The following is a 20510-nucleotide window of genomic DNA, read 5'->3' on the forward strand; positions in this document are numbered from 1 at the left end:
GTTCCCCCCGTGGTCCCCCGTGTGTTCCTCCCCCGGCCTTCCTCAGGCCACCAGCTCGCCGAACGACTCCGACATCTCCCGGCCGGAGCCGATGACCTCGTCGTCACGCAGCCGGCGCAGGGAGCGCCAGATGCTGCTCTTGACCGTGCCGACGCTGATGTCGAGGATCTCGGCGATCTCCGGGTCCGTACGGCCCTCGTAGTAGCGCAGGACGAGCATCGTGCGCTGGAGCTCGGGCAGCCGGGCCAGCGCCTGCCAGAGGACGGCGCGCAGCTCGGTGCCGCGCATCGCGTCGGTCTCGCCGACGGTCTCCGGCAGTTCCTCGGTCGGGTACTCGTTCAGCTTCCGGCGGCGCCAGGCGCTGATGTGCAGGTTGGTCATCGTGCGGCGCAGGTAGCCGCCGACGGCCGCCTTGTCCGTGATCCGGTCCCAGGCGCGGTACGTGGAGAACAGCGCGCTCTGCAGCAGGTCCTCGGCCTCGTGCCGGTCGCCCGTCAGGTGGTAGGCGGTCGCGTACAGCGACGCCCGGCGCTCCTGGACGTACGCGGTGAAGGCGGCCTCGGTGTCGGCCTGCTTCGTGCGGGCGGCGGCCTGCGGCTGCTTCTCCGCGGGCTGTTCCGCAGCGGCCTCCCCCAAGGCCGTCACGGGCCGGCCGTACGTGATCGCGTCGATCGCCACCATGTAGGGCGGACGAACACGTCCGGTGCCGCGGGCGCACCCCCGCCCGCCCACGGCACCGGACTTCTCCGGGCTCCGGCCGACGTCGTGCAGGCGCGTGCGAATGACTGCGCTCGTCATCGTGCTGTGCAGTGTGTTCATCTCGCGCCCCCCGTCGGTGGAGCCAGCTCGGTCCGTCGTGTCGCCGGGCCGTCGCTTCTGCCCGATGACTTCAGCCTGCCGGGCCAGTTTCATGACGCCGTCCGCCGACTGTCACAGCCTTGCAACAGGCCCGGAGCGGTGGGGCGGGACGGCTTCGGTCGAACTACCGGCCAGTCGTAGGCCAGAATGACCGACGTGCCTTTCCTGTTGCTGATCGAGGACGACGACGCCATCCGGACGGCTCTCGAGTTCTCCCTGTCCCGCCAGGGTCACCGTGTGGTGACCGCGGCGTCGGGCGAAGAGGGCCTGAAGATGCTGCGCGAGCAGCGGCCGGACCTGATCGTGCTGGACGTCATGCTGCCCGGTATCGACGGTTTCGAGGTGTGCCGGCGCATCCGCCGCACGGACCAGTTGCCGATCATCCTGCTGACCGCGCGCAGCGACGACATCGACGTCGTCGTGGGCCTGGAGTCGGGTGCGGACGACTATGTCGTCAAGCCCGTGCAGGGCCGGGTGCTCGACGCCCGCATCCGGGCGGTGCTGCGCCGCGGCGAGCGGGAGTCCAACGACTCCGCGTCGTTCGGTTCGCTGGTCATCGACCGGGCCGCGATGACGGTCACCAAGAACGGCGAGGACCTCCAGCTGACGCCGACCGAGCTGCGGCTGCTGCTGGAGCTCAGCCGCCGTCCGGGGCAGGCGCTGTCGCGCCAGCAGCTGCTGCGGCTGGTCTGGGAGCACGACTACCTGGGCGACTCGCGGCTGGTGGACGCCTGCGTGCAGCGGCTGCGCGCCAAGGTCGAGGACGTGCCGTCCTCGCCGACCCTCATCCGTACGGTCCGCGGCGTCGGCTACCGCCTTGACGCCCCGCAGTGACCGCTCCCGCACTCCACAGCACAGCCCGCCACAGCACGCCACAACAGCACACAGAGAGCACACCGTGACACTTCAGGCCGGTCGGGGAAGGGGCTGGACGGCGGCCACGAGCGTCGTGAAGCTCAGCATGCGCTGGATCAGCCTGCGGCTGCGGCTGATGCTGGTCTTCGCGCTCGTCGCGCTCGCCGCCGCGGTCTCCGCCTCCGGTATCGCGTACTGGCTGAACCGGGACGCGGTGCTGACCCGTACCCAGGACGCCGCGCTCGACGACTTCCGCAAGTCGTTGCAGGACAACACCGGTTCGCTGCCGCTGCAGCCGACCTGCCAGGAGCTCCAGGCGGCCGCGGACCGGATGGCGGCGACCTCGCAGAAGTACGAGGTGCTGCTGATCGGCAAGACCGGCAGCGGTGACTGCGCGGCGCCCTCCGACCGTGACCTGTTCACGCTGAAGGTCGTGCCCGAGTCGCTGCGGGCGGCGGTCAACCGCGAGCGCCGGATCGACGACTCGAACCGTTACGCGTACCACCTGTACTGGCAGCGGATCACCCTCGGCGGCAAGCCGTACCTGATCGGCGGCGCCAAGGTGATCGGCGGCGGCCCGACGGGCTATCTGCTGAAGTCGCTGGAGAACGAGCGCGAGGACCTGAACTCGCTGGCCTGGTCGCTGGGCATCGCCACCGGCCTCGCGCTGATCGGCTCCGCGCTGCTCGCGCAGGCGGCCGCGTCCACGGTGCTGCGGCCCGTGCAGCGGCTGGGCGACGCGGCGCGGCGGCTGGGCGAGGGGAAGCTGGACACGCGTCTGGAGGTGTCGGGTACGGACGAGCTGGCCGACCTGTCGCGCACCTTCAACCGGACCGCGGAGTCGCTGCAGAAGCGGGTCGAGGAGCTGAGCGCCCGGGAGTCCGCGAGCCGTCGCTTCGTCGCCGACATGTCGCACGAGCTGCGGACGCCGCTGACGGCGATCACCGCCGTCACGGAGGTGCTGGAGGACGAGGCGGACAACCTCGACCCCATGATCGCGCCCGCGGTGCAGCTCGTGGTGAGCGAGACCCGGCGGCTGAACGACCTGGTGGAGAATCTGATGGAGGTCACCCGCTTCGACGCGGGCACGGCCCGGCTGGTGCTGGACGACGTGGACATCGCCGACCAGATCACGGCGTGCATCGACGCGCGGGCGTGGCTGGACGCGGTCGAGCTCGACGCCGACCGCGGCATCATGGCGCGCCTGGACCCCCGTCGCCTCGACGTCATCCTCGCCAACCTCATCGGCAACGCGCTCAAGCACGGCGGGTCGCCCGTGCGGGTCTCGGTGCGGACGGAGGGCGACACGCTGCGGATCGCGGTGCGCGACCACGGCCCGGGCATCCCGGAGGACGTCCTGCCGCACGTCTTCGACCGCTTCTACAAGGCGAGCGCGTCCCGGCCGCGGTCCGAGGGCAGCGGTCTGGGCCTGTCGATCGCCCTGGAGAACGCGCACATCCACGGCGGTGCGATCACGGCCGCCAACTCCCCCGAGGGCGGTGCGGTCTTCACGCTGACCCTCCCGCTGGACGGGGGCCCGGCGGACGGCGACGGTGCCGCCCTGCCCGCCGACGGGCAGGGCGGGGAGCGGGCACAGGAGGACGGAAAGTGAGAACCGGAAACGTGCGGATCCGTACCGCCGTCCTGGCGCTGACGCTGGCCGGCTCCCTTCCCGTGCTCTCCGCGTGCGGCATCCGCGGCACCGCCGTGCCCGTGGACGCGGGGGGCGCGCCCTCCCGGGCGTCGTGCGTCGCGCGGCCGGAGCCGAGCGCCGGTACGGGCCTGACCACGGTGTCCGTGCAGCTGGAGTGCGCCTCGCAGCTCGTCCCGGTGACGCGCCGGGTCCCGCTGCCGACCACGCCGGACGACGCGACGGTCGTCGCGCGCACGCTCCTCGACGAGCTGCGGCGCACACCGCCCACGGAGGAGGCGGAGGCCGGTCTGGTCACCGCCGTGCCGCAGCGGCTGTCGGTCTCGGGGCCGCGGCCGGGCGACCCGGCGGGCACCCTGCGGCTGGGCCGCGAGCCCGGGGACCTGCCGCAGGTGGCGCTGGCGCAGGTGGTGTGCTCGTTCGTGGGCACGGCCGCGGCCGACGGCAAGCGGACGGTGGTGCTGGGCGGTCCGGGTGACGCGCGGCCGCAGAGCTACGCGTGCACCGAGGAGATGCGGACGCATCCGGACACCGCGGACATCAGCGGCTCGCCGGTGTCGTGATCCGCGGGGCGGACGCCGAGGTCCGCCGGGGTACGCCGGGCCGGGTACGCCGGGGCGGACACGCCGTCGCGCGCCGCCACTCTCCGTTGCCGTGAGCGGAACCGGACGGTGGGCACCCCGCGTCCTGTGGGGCGTGCAGGGTCATGGTTACGGCGGTACGCCCGCCCTCCGATACCGCTACCGCGCCGCGGGGTGTGTGCTGCTCGTCGCCCATCTCCTGGCTGTCGGCTGGCTGGCCCTGCGTCCGCTCACGGCGCCGTGGGTGACGGCGGCGCCGCTGGAGCCGCTGGCTACGATCCGTGCCGATCTGGCGCTCTCCCCCTGGGAGGCGACGCGGGCGATCGGGACGGGCATGCTGCCGCTGGCGCCGCTGGGCGTGCTGCTGCCGTGGGCGAGGGGCCGGATCACCGCCTCGTCGCTGGGCTCGCTGACCCGCACGGTCTTCACCGCGGCGATGCTGTCGCTGGGGCTCCAGGTGGTGCGGAGCGGCGTGGTGGGCCAGGTGCTGGACGTGGACGCGCTGCTGCTGAACGTGGCGGGGGTCGCGGTGGCGCACCTGGCGGTGGTGCCCGCGGCACGGGCCCGGCTGCGGCGCAGGTACGCCGGGCACGGCGGCGGGCGCCCCAGTGGGCACGGTGAGCACGGCGAGAGGCGGGGGGCGGCGTCCCGCCGCCGTGAGGAACCCGAACGGGCGGCCGCCACGACGGCACCCCCGGCGGTGCCGAGGGTGCGTGTCGCTCCCTGACGGAGGACATGCGAGAACGGAGAAGCGTGCGAAGCGCGGCGGGCCGCGCACCCCGGTGCAGAGGGTGCGCGGCCCGCCGTCGCGTACGGGGAGGCGGGGTCAGCCGCCGAGGGCCGGCAGGGGCAGGCCGTTGGTGGGCAGCGGCAGGCCGCCCAGCAGGCCCTTGTTGCCGGACTGGTTCACCTTGGGGGCGCCGTTGACGGGGCCGCCGTTGGTAGGGCCGCCGCCGGCGGGGGTGCTGCTGACCTGGCCGCCGCCGTTGTCGGCCGGGGCGGCCTTGTGCTGCGGGACGAGCTCGGGGGTCTTCGGGAGGTTGGGCGCCAGGGCCTTGTCCACCGCCTGGGAGGGGCCCTTCAGGATGCCGCTCTGGACGGCGCGGTCCGCGGCGGCGATGACGGGGCCACCGGCCGGGGCGAGCTTCGCGGCCTGCTGAATGGGCAGCCCACCCATCGTGGTCTTGACGGTGCCGGTGACCGTCTCCACGGCGTTCGCGGTACCGACGGCCGCGGCGTTGCCCGCCGCGGTGGCGGCGAAGGCGACACCGAGCACGGCGGCACCGAGAGTCTTGATGGTTCCCTGCTTCATCTGAGTCTTTCCTCGCGACGGGGGAATTTTGAGGCAACCTAGTCACGAGTTCCGGCGAACCGCAATGAATGACACGGCCGGGACCTGAAGTCCCGGCCGTGTCGGGGCTTTTCCCCGTGGTTTCACCGTCGGTTGCGACGGCAAAGAGAATTGCTGGTCAGGCGGTTTCCGTCGCCGTCTGCCGGAACAGCCACTCCGACCTCAGCTCGGCGTATCCGGGCTTGACGACGTCGTTGATCATTGCCAGACGTTCATCGAATGGGATGAATGCGGACTTCATCGCGTTGACGGTCATCCATTCCATGTCACCGAGGTCGTAGCCGAACGCCTTGACCAGGTGCTCGAATTCGCGGCTCATGCTGGTGCCGCTCATGAGCCGGTTGTCGGTGTTGACCGTCGTACGGAAACGCAGTTTGCGCAGCAGCCCGATCGGGTGCTCCTCGTAGGAGGCGGCGGCGCCGGTCTGGAGGTTCGAGGTCGGGCACATCTCCAGGGGGATGCGCTTGTCCCGGACGTAGCTGGCCAGCCGGCCCAGCTTGACCGTGCCGTCCTCGGCGATCTGGATGTCGTCGATGATGCGCACGCCGTGCCCGAGGCGGTCCGCGCCGCACCACTGGAGCGCCTGCCAGATCGACGGCAGGCCGAACGCCTCGCCCGCGTGGATGGTGAAGTGGTTGTTCTCGCGCTTGAGGTACTCGAAGGCGTCCAGGTGGCGGGTGGGAGGGAAGCCCGCCTCGGCGCCCGCGATGTCGAAGCCGACGACGCCCGAGTCGCGGTAGCGGTTGGCGAGTTCGGCGATCTCCAGGGCGCGGGCGGCGTGCCGCATGGCCGTGAGCAGCGCGCCCACGCGGATGCGGTGGCCGTTCTCGCGGGCCCGGCGCTCGCCCAGGCGGAAGCCCTCGTTCACGGCCTCGACGACCTCTTCGAGGGAGAGCCCGGCCTCCAGGTGCTGCTCGGGCGCGTAGCGCACCTCCGCGTAGACGACGCCGTCCTCCGCCAGGTCCTCGGCGCACTCGGCGGCCACCCGGACCAGTGCCTCGCGGGTCTGCATCACGGCGCAGGTGTGCGCGAAGGTCTCCAGGTAGCGCTCCAGCGAGCCGGAGTCGGCGGCTTCACGGAACCAGACGCCCAGCTTGTCCGGGTCGGTCTCGGGCAGCGCGTCGTAACCGGTCTCGCGGGCCAGGTCGACGATCGTGCCGGGGCGCAGACCGCCGTCCAGGTGGTCGTGGAGCAACACCTTGGGGGCGCGACGAATCTGCTCGGAGTTCGGGAGATTCGGGAGAGGGGAGGTGGTCTCGGTCGTCATTGCCGCACTCTAGCCCCTACGCGCGTAGATATCGGCGAACGATACGGAACGGTGACCCATCGGCGGGGTGGACACCGCGCGGCGTTCTGCCATCGTTCTGCCATGCCTGAGCAAGCGCTTCCGCAACGGGGCCCCGAAGGGCCCGGAACGGGCGTTCCCCGTCTGGGAAAACCCGTAGGAACGGAGCACTCCGTGCACGGCGTCGCCCTGCTGCTGCCCGGCGGGCCGCCGACCGGGGCACGGCCGCCGTCGGTACGGGCGCTCGCCGCGCAGCGGCCGCTGGTGCGGCGGCTCGCCCGCGTGGGCGCGGCGGAGGGGCTCGTCGTCCATGTCGTCCGCTACCGCCACCGCGGCTGGAACGGTTCCGCGGCCGACCCGGTGCGGGACGCGCACTGGGCGGCGGACGAGGCCGTGCGGCTCTACGGCGACGTGCCGGTGTGCCTGGTCGGTACGGACATGGGCGGGCGGGCCGCCCTGCGTGCCGCGGGGCATCCGGCCGTCACCTCCGTCCTGGCCCTGGCCCCTTGGCTGCCGGAGCCGGAGGCGGTGCTCGACCCCGACCCGGTGCGGCAGCTCACGGGGCGGCGGGTGCTGCTGGTGCACGGCACCAACGATGAGCGCACGGACCCCGATCTGTCGTTCCGGCTCGCCGAGCGGGCGAAGAAGGTGAACCGGGACGTGTGCCGCTTCGAGGTCCACTCGGACGGGCACGGCCTGCGGCAGCATCGCTCCGAAGTGCTGTCCCTGGCCGTGGATTTCGTCCTCGGCTCCCTCTTCGGGCGCCACTACGCCCGGCCGGTCGCCGACGCGCTGGCGGCTCCGCCGCCTCTCGGACTACGGATGCCGCTGGCATCCGGCTTCGGGGGGTCGCTGGGGTATTGACCGTGGTCCGGTACGCCTATTGGGGTGCGTCTTGCGCTGCGCGCGGCGGCTGCGGGTGCGGTGGGGGCTTGTCGCGCAGTTCCCCGCGCCCCTGACGGGGCGCGTCCCGTCGGCCGAACTCCCGCCTCACCCCGGTTGTGGGCAGGCGTTCCGCACGGCGGAACGGGTGGGCACAACCGGACCACCGGCCGCAACCCGACGGGGCGCCCCGTCAGCGCGGCAGGAGCTGGCCCCGGCGCGAGAGCAGGAAGCGTTTGAACGCCGCCACCGGCGCCGTGTCGGGGTGGCCCTCCAGCCACGCCACGCCGATCTCGCGTACCGCCCGCGGCGCCGTGACCGTCAGCTCGACCACGCCCGGCCGCGGCACGGCCGGCGGCGGCAGGAGCCCCACGCCCAGCCCCGCCGCGACAAGCCCCCGCAGCGTCTCCGGGTCCTCGCCCTCGAAGGCGATCTTCGGGGTGAACCCCGCCTCCGCGCACAGCGTGTCGGTGATGCGCCGCAGCCCGTACCCCGGTTCGAGGGTCACGAAGAGCTCGGACGCGGCCTCGGCGAGCCGTACCCGTTTGCGCGTGGCGAGCCGGTGGTCGTCGGGCACGACGAGCCGGAGCTTCTGTTCGTCGAGGCGGCGGCCGACGAGGTCGGGCGCGTCCGGCACCGGCGAGGTCAGGCACAGGTCGAGGTCGCCGGAGCGCAGGCGCTCCAGCATGGCCTCGCCGTAGTTCTGGACGAGCTGGAAGCGGACGCGCGGCTGGTCGGCGCGGAAGGCGCGGATCAGCTCGGGCACGGTCTCGGAGCCGAGGGTGTGCAGGAAGCCGAAGGCCACCTTGCCGCCGCTGGGGTCGGCGTCGGCCCGTACGGACTCGGCGGCGCGGTCGACCTCGGCGAGGGCCCGTTCGACGGAGGCGAGGAAGGCGCGGCCCCCGGCGGTGAGGGAGAGCGTGCGGCCGTGGCGGGCGAAGAGCGCGACGCCCAGGTCCGCCTCCAGGCGCGCCATGGAGCGGCTGAGCGTGGACTGCGGCATCGCCAACCGGTGGGCCGCGCGGGTGACGTGCTCGTGCCGGGCGACGGCCACGAACTGCGCGAGACGCGGGGTGAGGGTGGCCGCCCAGGAGTCCGCCTCGATGTCGAGGACCTCGGGCTTGGCGGGCTTGGCCTTGGGCTTTGCGGCCGTTATCGGGGCGCTCGTCATCGGGGCGGTCGTTATCGGGCTGTCAAAATTCCGCGTCACGCTTTCGTTGCCGATCGGTGACAGAGGAGGCCCTGACCTGCGTTCATGCTCCACAGGATCGATTATCGCGATTTTGTGCATTGGACGCATGAGCGGGACGTGCCTACGGTCGAGACATGCCTCCCGCAGATACCGGGGCATCCGTCGCCGTCGTGCGTTCGGGTGCCTCTCCCCTGTCGTCCCCTGCCTTTTCCTCCTCCGACGATGACGATCAGAAGCTGGTGCCCGGCGGGCCCGGCTACCGCAGGACGAGCCTCGCGCTCTTCGCCGCGGGTGTCGCCACCTTCGCCCTTCTCTACTCGACGCAGGCGCTCCTGCCCGCGATCTCCGACGACCTCGGGGTGACGCCGGATCAGGCGAGCTGGTCCGTCTCCGCCGCGACCGGCGGACTCGCCGTCGCCGTCGTCCCGTTGAGCGCCCTGTCGGAGCGCTACGGGCGGCGCACCATGATGACGGCCTCCCTCTGTGTGGCCGCGGTGCTGTCCCTGCTGGTGCCGTTCGCCCCGAGTCTGGGCTGGCTGGTGGGGCTGCGCGCCGTGCAGGGTGCCGCGCTGGCGGGGCTGCCCGCCTCGGCGATGGCGTACCTCGCGGAGGAGGTGAGCGCCAGGGCGCTGATCGGCGCGATCGGTCTGTTCGTGGCGGGCAACAGCCTGGGCGGCATGTCCGGCCGCATCGTCGCGGGCTGGGCGGCGCAGGCCTGGGGCTGGCGGGCCGGTCTCGCCGCGGTGGGTGTCATGGCGGTGGTCTGCACGGTGGTGTTCCGGCTGCTGATCCCCAAGGCGCGGCACTTCACGCCGGCCGCCGTGTCGCCGCGGGCCCTGGCCCGTACGGTCGGCGGGCACCTGTCCGATCCGCTGCTGCGGCGGCTGTACGCGATCGGCGCGCTCTTCATGACCGTCTTCGGCGCGGTCTACACGGTGATCGGATACCGGCTGGCGGAGGCCCCGTTCTCGCTGCCGCAGGGCGTCGTGGGCTCGATCTTCCTGGTCTACCTGGTCGGTACGGTCTCGTCGGCCGCGGCCGGGAAGCTGGTCGGCAGGCTGGGGCGGCGCGGGGCGCTGTACCTGGCGATGGGCACGACGACGCTGGGCCTGCTGCTGTCGCTGTCGGACTCGCTGGGCGCGGTGCTGGCGGGGCTGGTGCTGATCACGGCGGGCTTCTTCGCGGGCCACGCGGTGGCGTCCTCCTCGGTCAGCCGCACCGCGAAGACGGGCCGCGCCCAGGCGTCCGCGCTCTACCAGACGGCGTACTACCTGGGCAGTTCGCTGGGCGGCACGCTGGGCGCGCTGGCCTTCCGCAGCGCGGGCTGGGACGGCACGGTGGTGCTGGGCCTGGCCGCGATGGTGGCGGCGGGCTCGATCACCCTCTACGCGACCCGCCAGGCCCTGGTGGCCCGGCGCGCGGCCACCGCCCGCCGCGCCTGACCCGTACCCCGGGCACCGTACAAAGCCCGAAGGGGCCGTCCCACCACCTGTCCTGGTGGGACGGCCCCTTCGTCGTACCCCTCGCGTACGGCTGCGGCGTCCGCGAGGGTCGGTCGTGACGCGTGAGTAGACGCGTCAGACGCGTCAGGCGATGCGGTCGAGCACGATCGGCTTCGGCGTGAAGCCGGTGCCCTCCGGGGAGATCTCGACGCCGCCGTCCAGCGCGGCCAAGGCGTAGTCGAACTTCTCCGGGGTGTCGGTGTGCAGGGTCAGCAGGGGCTGGCCCGCGGTCACCTTGTCGCCCGGCTTGGCGTGCATCTCGATGCCCGCGCCCGCCTGGACCGCGTCCTCCTTGCGGGCGCGGCCCGCGCCGAGGCGCCAGGCGGAGACGCCGACGGCGTAGGCGTCGAGGGCGGTGAGGACACCGCTCGCGGAGGCGGTGACGACGTGCTGCTCGCGGGCGACCGGCAGGGCCGCGTCCGGGTCGCCGCCCTGGGCCTGGATCATGCGGCGCCAGTGGTCCATCGCGGAGCCGTCCTTGAGCGCCTTGGCCGGGTCGGCGTCCTTGATGCCGGCCGCGTCGAGCATCTCGCGCGCGAGGGCGACGGTCAGCTCGACGACGTCGGCGGGGCCGCCGCCGGCGAGGACCTCGACGGACTCGCGGACCTCCAGGGCGTTGCCCGCGGTGAGGCCGAGCGGGGTGGACATGTCCGTCAGGAGGGCCACGGTCTTCACGCCGTGGTCCGTGCCGAGGCCGACCATGGTGGAGGCGAGCTCGCGGGCGTCGTCGATGTTCTTCATGAACGCGCCGGAGCCGACCTTGACGTCGAGGACGAGCGAGCCCGTGCCCTCGGCGATCTTCTTGGACATGATGGAGGAGGCGATCAGCGGGATCGCCTCGACCGTGCCGGTGACGTCGCGCAGCGCGTAGAGCTTCTTGTCGGCCGGGGCGAGGCCGTCGCCCGCGGCGCAGATGACGGAGCCGACGTTGCGCAGGACGTCCATCATCTCGTCGTTGGAGAGCAGGGCGCGCCAGCCGGGGATGGACTCCAGCTTGTCGAGGGTGCCGCCGGTGTGGCCGAGGCCGCGGCCGGAGAGCTGCGGGACGGCCGCGCCGCACGCGGCGACGAGGGGGGCCAGCGGCAGGGTGATCTTGTCGCCGACGCCGCCGGTGGAGTGCTTGTCCGAGGTGGGCATCGGGAGCGAGGAGAAGTCCATCCGCTCGCCGGACTTGATCATCGCGGCGGTCCAGCGGGCGATCTCGGCCCGGTCCATGCCGTTGAGCAGGATGGCCATGGCGAGCGAGGACATCTGCTCGTCGGCGACCTCGCCGCGGGTGTACGCGTCGATGATCCAGTCGATCTGCTCGTCGGTGAGACGACCGCGGTCGCGCTTGGTGCGGATTACGGAAATGGCGTCCATCAGCAGATTTTCCTTAAGTTCGTGCGTCCTCAGGCTTCCCGGACGCGATGCCGGAAAGTGACCCGCACCGCGCATGAGCAGTCATACGCGGTGCGGCGCTTAAGGACATCCTCAGCGATTCAGGTCGGCAGGGCCAAACGCATCGGGCAGCAGGTCGGACAGCGGGCGGATGCCGGTGGTGGTGTCCACCGCCAGTTCCGGGCCGCCGTGCTCCCACAGCAGCTGGCGGCAGCGGCCGCAGGGCATCAGCACATTGCCCTTGCGGTCGCAACAGGTGAAGGCCACCAGTCGGCCGCCGCCGGAGGAGAACAGCTCGGAGATCAGCCCGCACTCGGCGCACAGGGCGACGCCGTACGCGGCGTTCTCCACGTTGCAGCCGGTGACGGTGCGGCCGTCGTCCACGAGGGCCGCGGCACCGACGGGGAAGTCGGAGTACGGGGCGTAGGCCCGGGACATCGCGTCCCGGGCCCGCGTCCGCAGGTACTCCCAGTCGATGGAGGGGTCGACGGAGGGGTCGACGGGAGTGCTCACTTGCCCTGCCCCTTCCGGTAGGGCTTGCCGTTCGCCTTCGGCATGCGCAGGCGCTGTGCGGAGAAGGACAGCACGAGCAGCGTCGCGACGTACGGGGTGGCGTCGACGAACTCGCCCGGCACCGTCTTGGTGAGCACGTACCAGAGGACCAGCGCGGCGGCGAGGGCGCCGGAGACGATCGCGACCCGGGGCTTGCCCATCTTGAAGCGCCAGGCGGCGAGGCCGACCAGCAGCACGGCGAGGAGCAGCAGCAGCGCGTGGACGGTCGAGCCGCCGGAGCGCAGCTGGAGGCTGTCCATGAAGCCGAACAGGCCCGCGCTCATCGCGACGCCGCCCGGCCGCCAGTTGCCGGAGATCATGGTCGCGAGACCGATGTAGCCGCGGCCGCCGGTCTGGCCGTCGGAGTACATGTGCGTGCCGATGGCGAGGAACGCGCCGCCGAGGCCCGCGAGGGCGCCGGAGACGATCACGGCCACGTACTTGTACGTGTAGACGTTGACGCCGAGGGACTCGGCGGCGACCGGGCTCTCGCCGCAGGAGCGCAGGCGCAGGCCGAAGCCCGAGCGCCACAGCACGAAGAAGGTGCCGACGAAGAGCAGCACGGCGACGATCGTCAGCCAGGACACGTCGGTGACCAGGCCGTCGGCGATGCCCGCGAGGTCCGAGACGAGGAACCAGTGGTGCTTCTCGACGCTGTTCAGCCAGTCGGACAGGCCCGGGATGGAGAAGTCGGGCATGTTCGCCATGACGGGCGACTGCTTGTCGTTGCCGCCCGCCCGCTGGGCGGCGCTGCCCTCCGCGCCGAAGGTCATCTTGGCGAGGTACTGCGTGACGCCGAGCGCCAGGATGTTGATGGCGACACCGGAGATGATGTGGTCGGCGCCGAAGGTGACGGTCGCGACGGCGTGCACGAGGCCGCCGAGCGCGCCGCCGAGGACACCGGCGAGGGCCGCGATCCAGGGGCCGTGCTGCCAGCCCATCCAGCCGGCGCAGAAGGTGCCGAGCATCATCATGCCTTCGAGGCCGATGTTGACGACGCCCGCGCGCTCGGCCCACAGGCCGCCGAGACCGGCGAGGCCGATCGGCACGGCCGCGGCGAGCGCGCCGCCGAACTGGCCGGAGGAGGTCAGGTCGTTGGCGCCGGTGACGGCGCGCAGCGCGGAGATCAGCAGGAGTGCCGCCGCGATGCCCAGCAGGACGACGGGGGTGGTGACCCTCCGGCCGCCGGACTTGTTGTTGCCGCTCAGCGCGTTGCTGACAGCGGCGGTGAAGGTCGTGCTCACGCGGACACCTCCGCCTTGTCGCTCTTGCGGGCCTGGGCGGCGAGCTCCTCGCCGACCTTCCGCTGCTGGGTCTTGAGGCCGTAGCGGCGCACGACCTCGTAGGCGATGACGACGCAGAGCACGATGATGCCCTGGACCACGCCGACGATCTCCTGGGCGTATCCCTCGAACTCCAGCTGGGTGCTGGTGCGGTCCAGGAAGCCCCAGAGGAGGGCGCTGAGGGCCATGCCGATGGGGTGGTTGCGGCCGAGGAGCGCGATGGCGATACCGGTGAAGCCGATACCGGCGGGGAAGTCGGTGCCGTAGTTGTACGAGACGCCGAGCAGGGTCGGCATGCCGACGAGGCCCGCGGTGGCGCCGGAGATCACCATCGAGGTGATCACCATGCGCTTGACGTTGACGCCGCTGGCCTGGGCCGCGGACTCGGACAGGCCCACGGTGCGCAGGTCGAAACCGAAGCGCGTGCGGTTCAGGACGAACCAGTAGGCGACGCCCACGAGGGCCGCGACGACCACGAAGCCGTAGACCGGCTTGGGCTGGGTCGGGAACTCGAAGAAGTGGGCGGAGTCCGGCAGGGAGGGCGTGTGGATCATGTTGCCCTCCTTCTTGCCGAGCCGCCCGTCCTGGAGGAAGTAGCCGATGAGCGTGCCCGCGATGGCGTTGAGCATGATCGTGCTGATCACCTCGTTGACGCCGCGGGTCACCTTCAGCAGACCGGCGATGCCCGCCCAGATCGCGCCGACGGCCATCGCCACGATGATGATCACGGGGATCTGCACGATGCCCGGCATCGCCATGGCGCCGCCGACGACCGCGGCGAAGAACGCCGCGATGCGGTACTGGCCGTCCACACCGATGTTGAAGAGGTTCATCCGGAAGCCGATGGCGACGGCCACCGCGGACAGGTAGTACGGGACCGCCTTGTTGATGATCCAGACCTGGGAGTCGCTCTTCGACCCGTAGTCGGCCATCACCTGGTAGGCGTGGAAGGGGTCCTTGCCGGTCACCCCGATGATCACCGAAGTGATGGCCACGGCCGCCACGATGGCCAGCAGCGGTGCGGCGAGGCCCAGGACGAGTTTGTCCTTGTCGACCTTCTTCGTGATGCTCACTTGCCGTCGCCCCCTTCCTCTTCCTCGCGTCCCTCGCGCGCGTCGTCCGCCGACGCGTCGTCGTCCTGCGTTGCTTCCTGTGCCGTTTCCGGCGCTGCTTCTGCGGCTTCTGCAGCTTCTGCTGCTGCTTCCGCGTCCGCCTCGTGTTCGAGGTGGCCGCTGGTGGCACCCGTCATGGCGGAGCCGAGCTCCTCCGGCGTGATGCTCGCGGGGTCGGCGTCGGCGACCAGGCGGCCGCGGAACATCACCCGCAGGGTGTCGGAGAGCCCGATGAGCTCGTCCAGGTCGGCGGAGATCAGCAGCACCGCCAGACCCTCGTGGCGCGCCTTGCGGATCTGGTCCCAGATCTGCGCCTGCGCGCCGACGTCCACGCCCCGGGTGGGGTGCGCGGCGATGAGCAGCTTGGGGTCGTGGCTCATCTCGCGGCCGACGATCAGCTTCTGCTGGTTGCCGCCGGACAGGGAGGCCGCGGTGACCTCGATGCCGGGGGTGCGCACGTCGTACTCGCGGACGATGCGCTCGGTGTCGGCGCGGGCGGCCTTGAGGTCGAGGAGCGCGCCCTTGCTGTTGGGCTTCTCGGTGACGTGGCCGAGGATGCGGTTCTCCCACAGCGGGGCTTCCAGCAGCAGGGCGTGGCGGTGGCGGTCCTCGGGGATGTAGCCGATGCCGTCCTCGCGCCGCTTGCGCGTGGGCACGTGGCTGATGTCGGTGCCGTCGAGGGTCACGGTGCCCGCGTCGGGGTCGCGCATGCCCATGATGGCCTCGACCAGCTCCGCCTGGCCGTTGCCCTCCACACCCGCGATGCCGAGGACCTCGCCCTTGTGGATGGTGAAGGAGATGCCGTCGAGCACGGCGCGCACGACGCCGTCGGGGTCGGTGGCCGACAGGTGCAGCCCGTCGACGGTGAGCATCGGCGTGTCGGTGACCGTGGACTCGCGGGTCTCGGGCGAGGGCAGTTCCTCGCCGACCATCAGCTCGGCCAGCTGCTTGGGCGTGGTCTCGCTGGGCACCGCGGTGCCGACGGTGGTGCCGCGGCGGATCACGGTGATGTCGTCGGCGACGGAGAGCACCTCGCCGAGCTTGTGCGAGATGAAGATGACCGTCAGGCCCTCCGCCTTGAGCTCGCGCAGGTTGTCGAAGAGCGCGTCGACCTCCTGCGGCACGAGGACGGCGGTCGGCTCGTCGAGGATCAGCGTGCGGGCGCCGCGGTAGAGGACCTTGAGGATCTCCACGCGCTGGCGGTCGGCGACACCGAGGTCCTCGACCAGGGCGTCCGGGCGGACGCCGAGCCCGTAGGCGTCGGAGATCTCCTTGATCTTCGCCTTGGCCCTGCCGCCGATGCCGTGCAGCTTCTCGGCGCCGAGGACGACGTTCTCCAGCACGGTGAGGTTGTCGGCGAGCATGAAGTGCTGGTGCACCATGCCGATGCCGCGGGCGATCGCGTCGGCCGGGGAGTGCAGGGAGACCTGCTCCCCGTCGAGGGTGATGGTGCCCTCGTCCGGCTTCTGCATGCCGTAGAGGATCTTCATCAGGGTCGACTTGCCCGCGCCGTTCTCGCCGCAGAGGGCGTGGACGGTGCCGCGGCGGACCGTCAGGTGGATGTCGTGGTTGGCGACGACTCCGGGGAACCGCTTGGTGATACCCGCGAGTTCCACTGCCGGCGCAGGGGTACCGCTGGGTTCTGTGGACGCTTTGATGGCGCACTCTCCTCGGGGAAGGGAGCGGGAGGAACCGGGCCGGCCGTGCGGGGATCGGGCGGGCTCCGGAGGGAGGGCGGCGCCGACGCTACACGCGTCAACGGTTAGCTACGCGCGTAGCGTTGGCCAGAGGCGTCCCGTCGGGCGACGGGACGCGCAGGAAGGCACAGGGAGGCCCGACGACGGGGAGGCCTTCCCCGCCGCCGGGCCCGTGACCCGACAGGACCGGTTCGCGCCGGTCCTCGGTCACGAGTTCAGCTGGTCTTGACCGTGATCTTGCCGTCCACGATGTTCTTCTTGGCTTCCTCGATCTTCGACTTGATGTCGTCGATGAAGCCGCCCGAGGTGGCCAGCGACACGCCGTTGTCCTTCAGCAGGTACTTGTGCTCACCGGTGAACGGCTTGCCGTCCTGGACGCTCTTGATGAAGTCGAAGACCGCCACGTCGACGTTCTTCACGACCGAGGTCAGGATGGAGCTCTTGTACTTCTCCAGACCCGGCTGCTGGTACTGGTCGGAGTCGACACCGATGGCCCAGGTGCCCGGCTTCTGGGAGATGGCCTCGATGGAGCCGTTGCCGGACAGGCCCGCCGCCGTGTAGATGACGTCGATGCCCTGGTCGAGCATGCCCTTGGCCTTCTCCTTGGCGGAGGCCGGGTCGTTGAAGCCCTTGTCGCTGCCCGAGAACAGGACGTCGGAGCGGACCTCGACCTTGGAGTCGGTGTCCTTGGCGCCCTGCTCGAAGCCCGCCTTGAACTTCTGGATCAGCGCGTTGTCCGTGGCACCGATGAAGCCGACCTTGTGGGTCTTGGACTTCAGGGCCGCGGCCACGCCGGCCAGGTAGGAGCCCTCCTGCTCGCCGAAGGTGATGCTCTCGACGTTCGAGCCGGAGGCGATCGAGTCCACGACCGCGAAGGACGTCTTGGGGAAGTCCTTGGCGACCTTCTCGATCGAGTTCTTGTAGTTGAAGCCCACGCCGATGACCGGGTTGTAGCCCTTGTCGGCGAGCGAGCTCAGGCGCTGCTCGCGCTCCGCCTCGGTCTCGCCGTTCTTGGCGGTCATCATCTTGCCGTCGACCTTGAGCTCCTTCATAGCTTTGTCCAGGCCACGGGCCGCGGACTCGTTGAAGGAGTGGTCGTCACGACCGCCGACGTCGAAGGCAAGACCCACGCCCTTGCCGTTGCCACCACCCGATTCGGTGGAGGACTCACCACAGGCGGTGAGAGTGAATGCGAGAGCCGCGGTAGTTGCACCCGCGACAGCGATTGTGGATACCCGACGCACGAAGGGCCCCTTCACTCGAAGCGCCTCCGTCGGCGCTGGTTCGCGGGCATCGTAACGCGCGTAGATGGAGATAAAAGGGGTGCTAGAAAGCCGTTATCGGACCGATGCGAACGCCTCTTGACCCGATTGGCCACTGATTGCTCGGAAAACCCCGGAAAATGGGCCCGGAACGCCCGGAGAACACCCGGAATGCCGCCGAGAAGCCCCGAGCAACCCTTTGGAGGATCGTCTAATTGATCGATCACTTACCCATGGCTCACGGCAGTGGCTTACGGCAGCTCGCCGTCCAGCAGCGCCGCGGCCGTGAAGAGCTCGACTCCGGCCTGGATGGACCCCTCGTCCACGTCGAAATCACCACGGTGCAGATCACGTCGGGTGTTGTCCCCCACCGGCCGGACGCCGAGCCGGGCCATGGCGCCCGGGACGTGCTCCAGGTACCAGGAGAAGTCCTCCCCGCCGAGGCTCTGCTCGGTGTCCTCGACGGAGTGCGGGCCCCGGCGGGCCTGCATGGCCAGCCGCAGCAGCTCGGTGACCTCGGCGTCGTTGATGACCGGGGGCACCCCGCGGACGTAGTTGATCTCCGACTTGGCGCGGTGCAGGGTGGCGACCTCGTCGATCGCGGCGTGCACCAGGTCGGGGGCGTCGCGCCAGGCGTGCAGGTCCAGGCAGCGGACGGTGCCGGAGAGCTCGGCGTGCTGCGGGATGACGTTGCAGGCGTGCCCGGCCTCCATCCGCCCCCAGGTGACGGAGAGGCCCGAGCGGGCGTCGACACGGCGGGCGAGGACCGCGGGCACGTCGGTGGCCACGCGGGCGACGGCGGTCACCAGGTCGGTGGTGAAGTGCGGGCGGGCGGTGTGGCCGCCGGGCCCGGCGAGCGAGACCTCCAGCCGGTCGCACGCCGAGGTGATCGGGCCGACGCGCAGTCCGATGCGGCCGACCTCGACCTTGGGGTCGCAGTGCACGGCGATGATGCGGCCCACCCCGTCCAGCGCGCCGCACTCGATGGCGTCGAGGGCGCCGCCGGGCAGCACCTCCTCGGCGGGCTGGAAGATCAGCCGGACCGGGTGGGGCAGCTCGCCCCGCGCGGCGAGCTCGGCGAGGACGAGGCCCGCGCCGAGGACGACGGTCGTGTGCACGTCGTGGCCGCAGGCGTGCGCCATTCTGGGGACGGTCGAGCGGTACGGCACCGTCTTGGTGTCCGGGATGGGCAGCGCGTCGAGGTCGGCCCGGAAGGCGAGCATGCCGCGGGCCCGGGTGCCGTGATGCCCCGCTTCCGCGAAGACGTCCCGGCCGATGTCGCAGAAGAGCCCGGTGCCGGTGGAGAGGGTGCGGGGGGTGAGGCCCGCCTTCTCCAGCCTCGCTTTGACCGCCGCGGTGGTCCGGAACTCGCGGTTCCCCAGCTCCGGGTGCATGTGCAAGTCACGGCGGAACGCGATGAGTTCGTCGCGCAGACCGGGCGGGAGCGTACCGGGCAGGGTGCGGTCGGCGGTGTCGGGGTCGGCGGCGGGAGGCATCAGATGGTTCACGCAGTGAAGGGTAGAGCCCTCACCCCCGCAACTGCCCCCAGATCCAGAAAACTTCAGCCGCATGGATGGGTCGCGGGGCGGGTATGACAGCTCGTTAAGGCTTCAGGGGGCGGTCATCGGCATGACCGGAAGTCGCCGCACATCGGGGGCGCTCTCGGTCACCTCCGAGAGAAAACCGCGCGCCCGGGGCGAGGCACCCTCACTGAGCCAAATGGGGTCGATGTCGCAGACGGCCACGCCCACGCCCGTACCGGCGAGCGCGAGCGGCAGGGTGTGCACGACGGTCGAGGGAAAGCTGAGGACGGTGCGCCCGATGGGGCCCCGGCGGGCCACGATCTCCAGGGGCAGCTCGGGCCGTACGACCTCCAGGCCGGTCAGATCCCGTACGCGGCGCAGCTTGTCGGCGCTCTCCCGGCGGTGCGCGAAGTAGCGGGTGGCGCCGTGGGTACGGGCCAGCGCGGCCACCGCGGCCAGATAGCGGTCCGGGTCGACGACGCCGGTCTCCACCAGCGAGGTGCCCACGAGGTCGGTGCCACGGGTGAGGCGGGGCGGGCCGAAAGTGGCGCGGGTCCAGGCGAAGGTGTTGGCCGAGACGACCACCCCGGGCGGGGGTGCGACGGCCGCCGGGGCGGCCGAGGCGGTCGAGGCGGTCGAGGCGGCCATCGGGACGGTCGGGACTGCCGCCGAGGCCGCCGAGACGACCGAGGCGAATGAGGTGAACACCGCCACGCTCCGGCGGTTGTTCGGCGTGAGCCGACGGCGCGCGGAAGCGGAGACCGGCGCGAAGGCGAGATCACGCGCCCCGTGACTGCCCCGCCGGTGCCACCGTACGAGGCGCTCCCCGCGGGCGAGTTGGGCGATGAACTCCATGGTGGCGGTACCGTCGTCGACGACCACCAGCTCCGGGGCGCGAGTGATCGTCAGGAGCAGTTGCACGTACCGCGAGAAGGGGTCGCCGATGACGACGCGGTGCGCCCTGCGCAGCGGCCCGGCGAGCCCGCGGATCGTGTGCACCGGCGCCCCGGGCCCGCCCCGTGCGTCCTCCCAGCGCACCTGGTGCCCCTGGTCCCGGGCGAGCTCGGCCATCCGGCGCAGTTGTCCCCGGGTCATGGGGTCGTGCGGCGCGAGCACGACGATCACGAGATCGGTGTCCGGGGGCCGCAGGGGGGCGCCCGGTTCGTGGTCGCGGTCGCGGTCATGGCCGTGGTCGTGGTCATGGCCGTGGTCGTGGTCATGGCCGTGGTCGTGGTCGCGGGGCTGGCGCGGGATGCCGTCGCGGAGCGGACGCGGCGCGGGCTCGCCGTCCCGGGGCGCGGGCACGTCCTCCCCGGCGTCCCCGGGCGGCGGCATGTCCCCGGGCGGCGGCGCGGTGCCGTGGGGCAGCGCGGCGCCATGGGTCTGCACGGCGCCGTGGGTCTGCACGGTGCCATGGGTCTGCACGGCGCCGTGGGTCTGCGCGTACGCCCATTCGAGGACGTTGAGGAGCTGGACCGGGCTCTCCACGAAGGCGAGGGTGCGGGCGGCGGGCGGCCCCGCGGGTGCGGTCACCTGCGGGGCCC

General features: G+C 71.6%; 18 protein-coding genes. 6 read left to right on the forward strand and 12 right to left on the reverse strand.

The window, feature by feature from the left end; translation table 11 throughout:
• Nucleotides 1-42: 42 nt before the first annotated feature.
• A complete protein-coding gene (locus tag K6I34_RS02770) occupies nucleotides 43-819 on the reverse strand; it encodes a SigE family RNA polymerase sigma factor (RefSeq protein ID WP_229322386.1) in 777 nt (258 codons plus the stop codon).
• Nucleotides 820-1014: 195 nt separating this feature from the next.
• Here K6I34_RS02770 and afsQ1 point away from each other — a divergent pair, with 195 nt between their 5' ends.
• The 4 genes from afsQ1 (at nucleotide 1015) to K6I34_RS02790 (ending at nucleotide 4672) form a co-directional block, all read left to right on the forward strand.
• Nucleotides 1015-1692, forward strand: coding sequence for a two-component system response regulator AfsQ1 (gene afsQ1, locus K6I34_RS02775; RefSeq protein WP_229322412.1), 678 nt, complete (start codon nucleotides 1015-1017; stop codon nucleotides 1690-1692).
• Nucleotides 1693-1819: 127 nt separating this feature from the next.
• Entirely contained in the window at nucleotides 1820-3325 is a 1506-nt protein-coding gene (locus tag K6I34_RS02780) for a HAMP domain-containing sensor histidine kinase (protein ID WP_229322387.1), read from the forward strand.
• Entirely contained in the window at nucleotides 3322-3927 is a 606-nt protein-coding gene (locus K6I34_RS02785; RefSeq protein ID WP_229322388.1) for a hypothetical protein, read from the forward strand. The genes K6I34_RS02780 and K6I34_RS02785 overlap by 4 nt, the downstream gene beginning before the upstream one ends.
• A gap of 133 nt (nucleotides 3928-4060) precedes the next feature.
• Nucleotides 4061-4672, forward strand: coding sequence for a VanZ family protein (locus K6I34_RS02790; protein ID WP_229322413.1), 612 nt, complete (start codon nucleotides 4061-4063; stop codon nucleotides 4670-4672).
• Between the two features lie 99 nt (nucleotides 4673-4771).
• Here the strand turns inward: K6I34_RS02790 and K6I34_RS02795 are convergent, their stop codons facing one another.
• Both K6I34_RS02795 and K6I34_RS02800 read right to left on the reverse strand, forming a co-directional pair.
• The gene (locus K6I34_RS02795; RefSeq protein WP_229322389.1) at nucleotides 4772-5257 is read right to left on the reverse strand and encodes a hypothetical protein; all 486 of its coding nucleotides are present in this window, start codon (nucleotides 5255-5257) and stop codon (nucleotides 4772-4774) included.
• Between the two features lie 157 nt (nucleotides 5258-5414).
• The gene (locus tag K6I34_RS02800) at nucleotides 5415-6563 is read right to left on the reverse strand and encodes an adenosine deaminase (RefSeq protein ID WP_229322390.1); all 1149 of its coding nucleotides are present in this window, start codon (nucleotides 6561-6563) and stop codon (nucleotides 5415-5417) included.
• A 102-nt stretch (nucleotides 6564-6665) separates the two neighbouring features.
• Here K6I34_RS02800 and K6I34_RS02805 point away from each other — a divergent pair, with 102 nt between their 5' ends.
• Nucleotides 6666-7445, forward strand: coding sequence for an alpha/beta hydrolase (locus K6I34_RS02805; protein WP_229322391.1), 780 nt, complete (start codon nucleotides 6666-6668; stop codon nucleotides 7443-7445).
• A 211-nt stretch (nucleotides 7446-7656) separates the two neighbouring features.
• On the opposite strand, the gene K6I34_RS02810 is transcribed toward K6I34_RS02805, so the two are convergent.
• Nucleotides 7657-8634 carry a LysR family transcriptional regulator gene (locus K6I34_RS02810; RefSeq protein WP_229322392.1) on the reverse strand — a complete coding sequence of 326 codons (978 nt, stop codon included), beginning with the start codon at nucleotides 8632-8634 and terminating at the stop codon, nucleotides 7657-7659.
• A 155-nt stretch (nucleotides 8635-8789) separates the two neighbouring features.
• Between K6I34_RS02810 and K6I34_RS02815 the strand changes: the two genes are divergently transcribed.
• Nucleotides 8790-10097 (forward strand): MFS transporter, encoded by a 1308-nt coding sequence (locus K6I34_RS02815; RefSeq protein WP_229322393.1) that lies wholly within the window; start codon nucleotides 8790-8792, stop codon nucleotides 10095-10097.
• Between the two features lie 144 nt (nucleotides 10098-10241).
• Here the strand turns inward: K6I34_RS02815 and K6I34_RS02820 are convergent, their stop codons facing one another.
• The 8 genes from K6I34_RS02820 to K6I34_RS02855 form a co-directional block, all read right to left on the reverse strand.
• Complete coding sequence (locus K6I34_RS02820) at nucleotides 10242-11525, reverse strand: thymidine phosphorylase (protein WP_229322414.1); 1284 nt, start codon at nucleotides 11523-11525, stop codon at nucleotides 10242-10244.
• Between the two features lie 105 nt (nucleotides 11526-11630).
• Nucleotides 11631-11975: a cytidine deaminase gene (locus K6I34_RS02825; RefSeq protein WP_229322415.1), complete on the reverse strand. Its 345-nt coding sequence runs from the start codon at nucleotides 11973-11975 to the stop codon at nucleotides 11631-11633.
• A gap of 71 nt (nucleotides 11976-12046) precedes the next feature.
• Nucleotides 12047-13333 (reverse strand): ABC transporter permease, encoded by a 1287-nt coding sequence (locus K6I34_RS02830; RefSeq protein WP_229322394.1) that lies wholly within the window; start codon nucleotides 13331-13333, stop codon nucleotides 12047-12049.
• Nucleotides 13330-14445 (reverse strand): ABC transporter permease, encoded by a 1116-nt coding sequence (locus K6I34_RS02835; RefSeq protein WP_229322395.1) that lies wholly within the window; start codon nucleotides 14443-14445, stop codon nucleotides 13330-13332. The genes K6I34_RS02830 and K6I34_RS02835 overlap by 4 nt, the downstream gene beginning before the upstream one ends.
• On the reverse strand, nucleotides 14442-16100 hold the full coding sequence (locus K6I34_RS02840) for an ABC transporter ATP-binding protein (RefSeq protein ID WP_229322396.1): 1659 nt from the start codon (nucleotides 16098-16100) through the stop codon (nucleotides 14442-14444). The genes K6I34_RS02835 and K6I34_RS02840 overlap by 4 nt, the downstream gene beginning before the upstream one ends.
• Nucleotides 16101-16396: 296 nt before the next feature.
• Nucleotides 16397-17425: a BMP family protein gene (locus K6I34_RS02845; protein WP_229322397.1), complete on the reverse strand. Its 1029-nt coding sequence runs from the start codon at nucleotides 17423-17425 to the stop codon at nucleotides 16397-16399.
• Nucleotides 17426-17694: 269 nt separating this feature from the next.
• Nucleotides 17695-18939, reverse strand: a complete 1245-nt coding sequence (locus tag K6I34_RS02850; protein WP_229322416.1) for an amidohydrolase — start codon at nucleotides 18937-18939, stop codon at nucleotides 17695-17697.
• Between the two features lie 114 nt (nucleotides 18940-19053).
• A complete protein-coding gene (locus tag K6I34_RS02855) occupies nucleotides 19054-20499 on the reverse strand; it encodes a hypothetical protein (protein WP_229322398.1) in 1446 nt (481 codons plus the stop codon).
• Nucleotides 20500-20510: the final 11 nt, after the last annotated feature.

Origin of the sequence: Streptomyces sp. UNOC14_S4 (genome assembly GCF_020740835.1) — a bacterium.
GTDB lineage: Bacteria > Actinomycetota > Actinomycetes > Streptomycetales > Streptomycetaceae > Streptomyces.

Excerpts from the sequence above, each read along its gene's own strand:
- K6I34_RS02850 (WP_229322416.1), bottom strand. The coding sequence starts at position 18,939 with ATGCCTCCCGCCGCCGACCCCGACACCGCCGACCGCACCCTGCCCGGT.
- K6I34_RS02810 (WP_229322392.1), bottom strand. The coding sequence starts at position 8,634 with ATGACGAGCGCCCCGATAACGGCCGCAAAGCCCAAGGCCAAGCCCGCC.
- K6I34_RS02800 (WP_229322390.1), bottom strand. The coding sequence starts at position 6,563 with ATGACGACCGAGACCACCTCCCCTCTCCCGAATCTCCCGAACTCCGAG.
- K6I34_RS02770 (WP_229322386.1), bottom strand. The coding sequence starts at position 819 with ATGAACACACTGCACAGCACGATGACGAGCGCAGTCATTCGCACGCGC.
- K6I34_RS02795 (WP_229322389.1), bottom strand. The coding sequence starts at position 5,257 with ATGAAGCAGGGAACCATCAAGACTCTCGGTGCCGCCGTGCTCGGTGTC.
- K6I34_RS02815 (WP_229322393.1), top strand. The coding sequence starts at position 8,790 with ATGCCTCCCGCAGATACCGGGGCATCCGTCGCCGTCGTGCGTTCGGGT.
- K6I34_RS02780 (WP_229322387.1), top strand. The coding sequence starts at position 1,820 with ATGCGCTGGATCAGCCTGCGGCTGCGGCTGATGCTGGTCTTCGCGCTC.
- K6I34_RS02805 (WP_229322391.1), top strand. The coding sequence starts at position 6,666 with ATGCCTGAGCAAGCGCTTCCGCAACGGGGCCCCGAAGGGCCCGGAACG.
- K6I34_RS02825 (WP_229322415.1), bottom strand. The coding sequence starts at position 11,975 with ATGTCCCGGGCCTACGCCCCGTACTCCGACTTCCCCGTCGGTGCCGCG.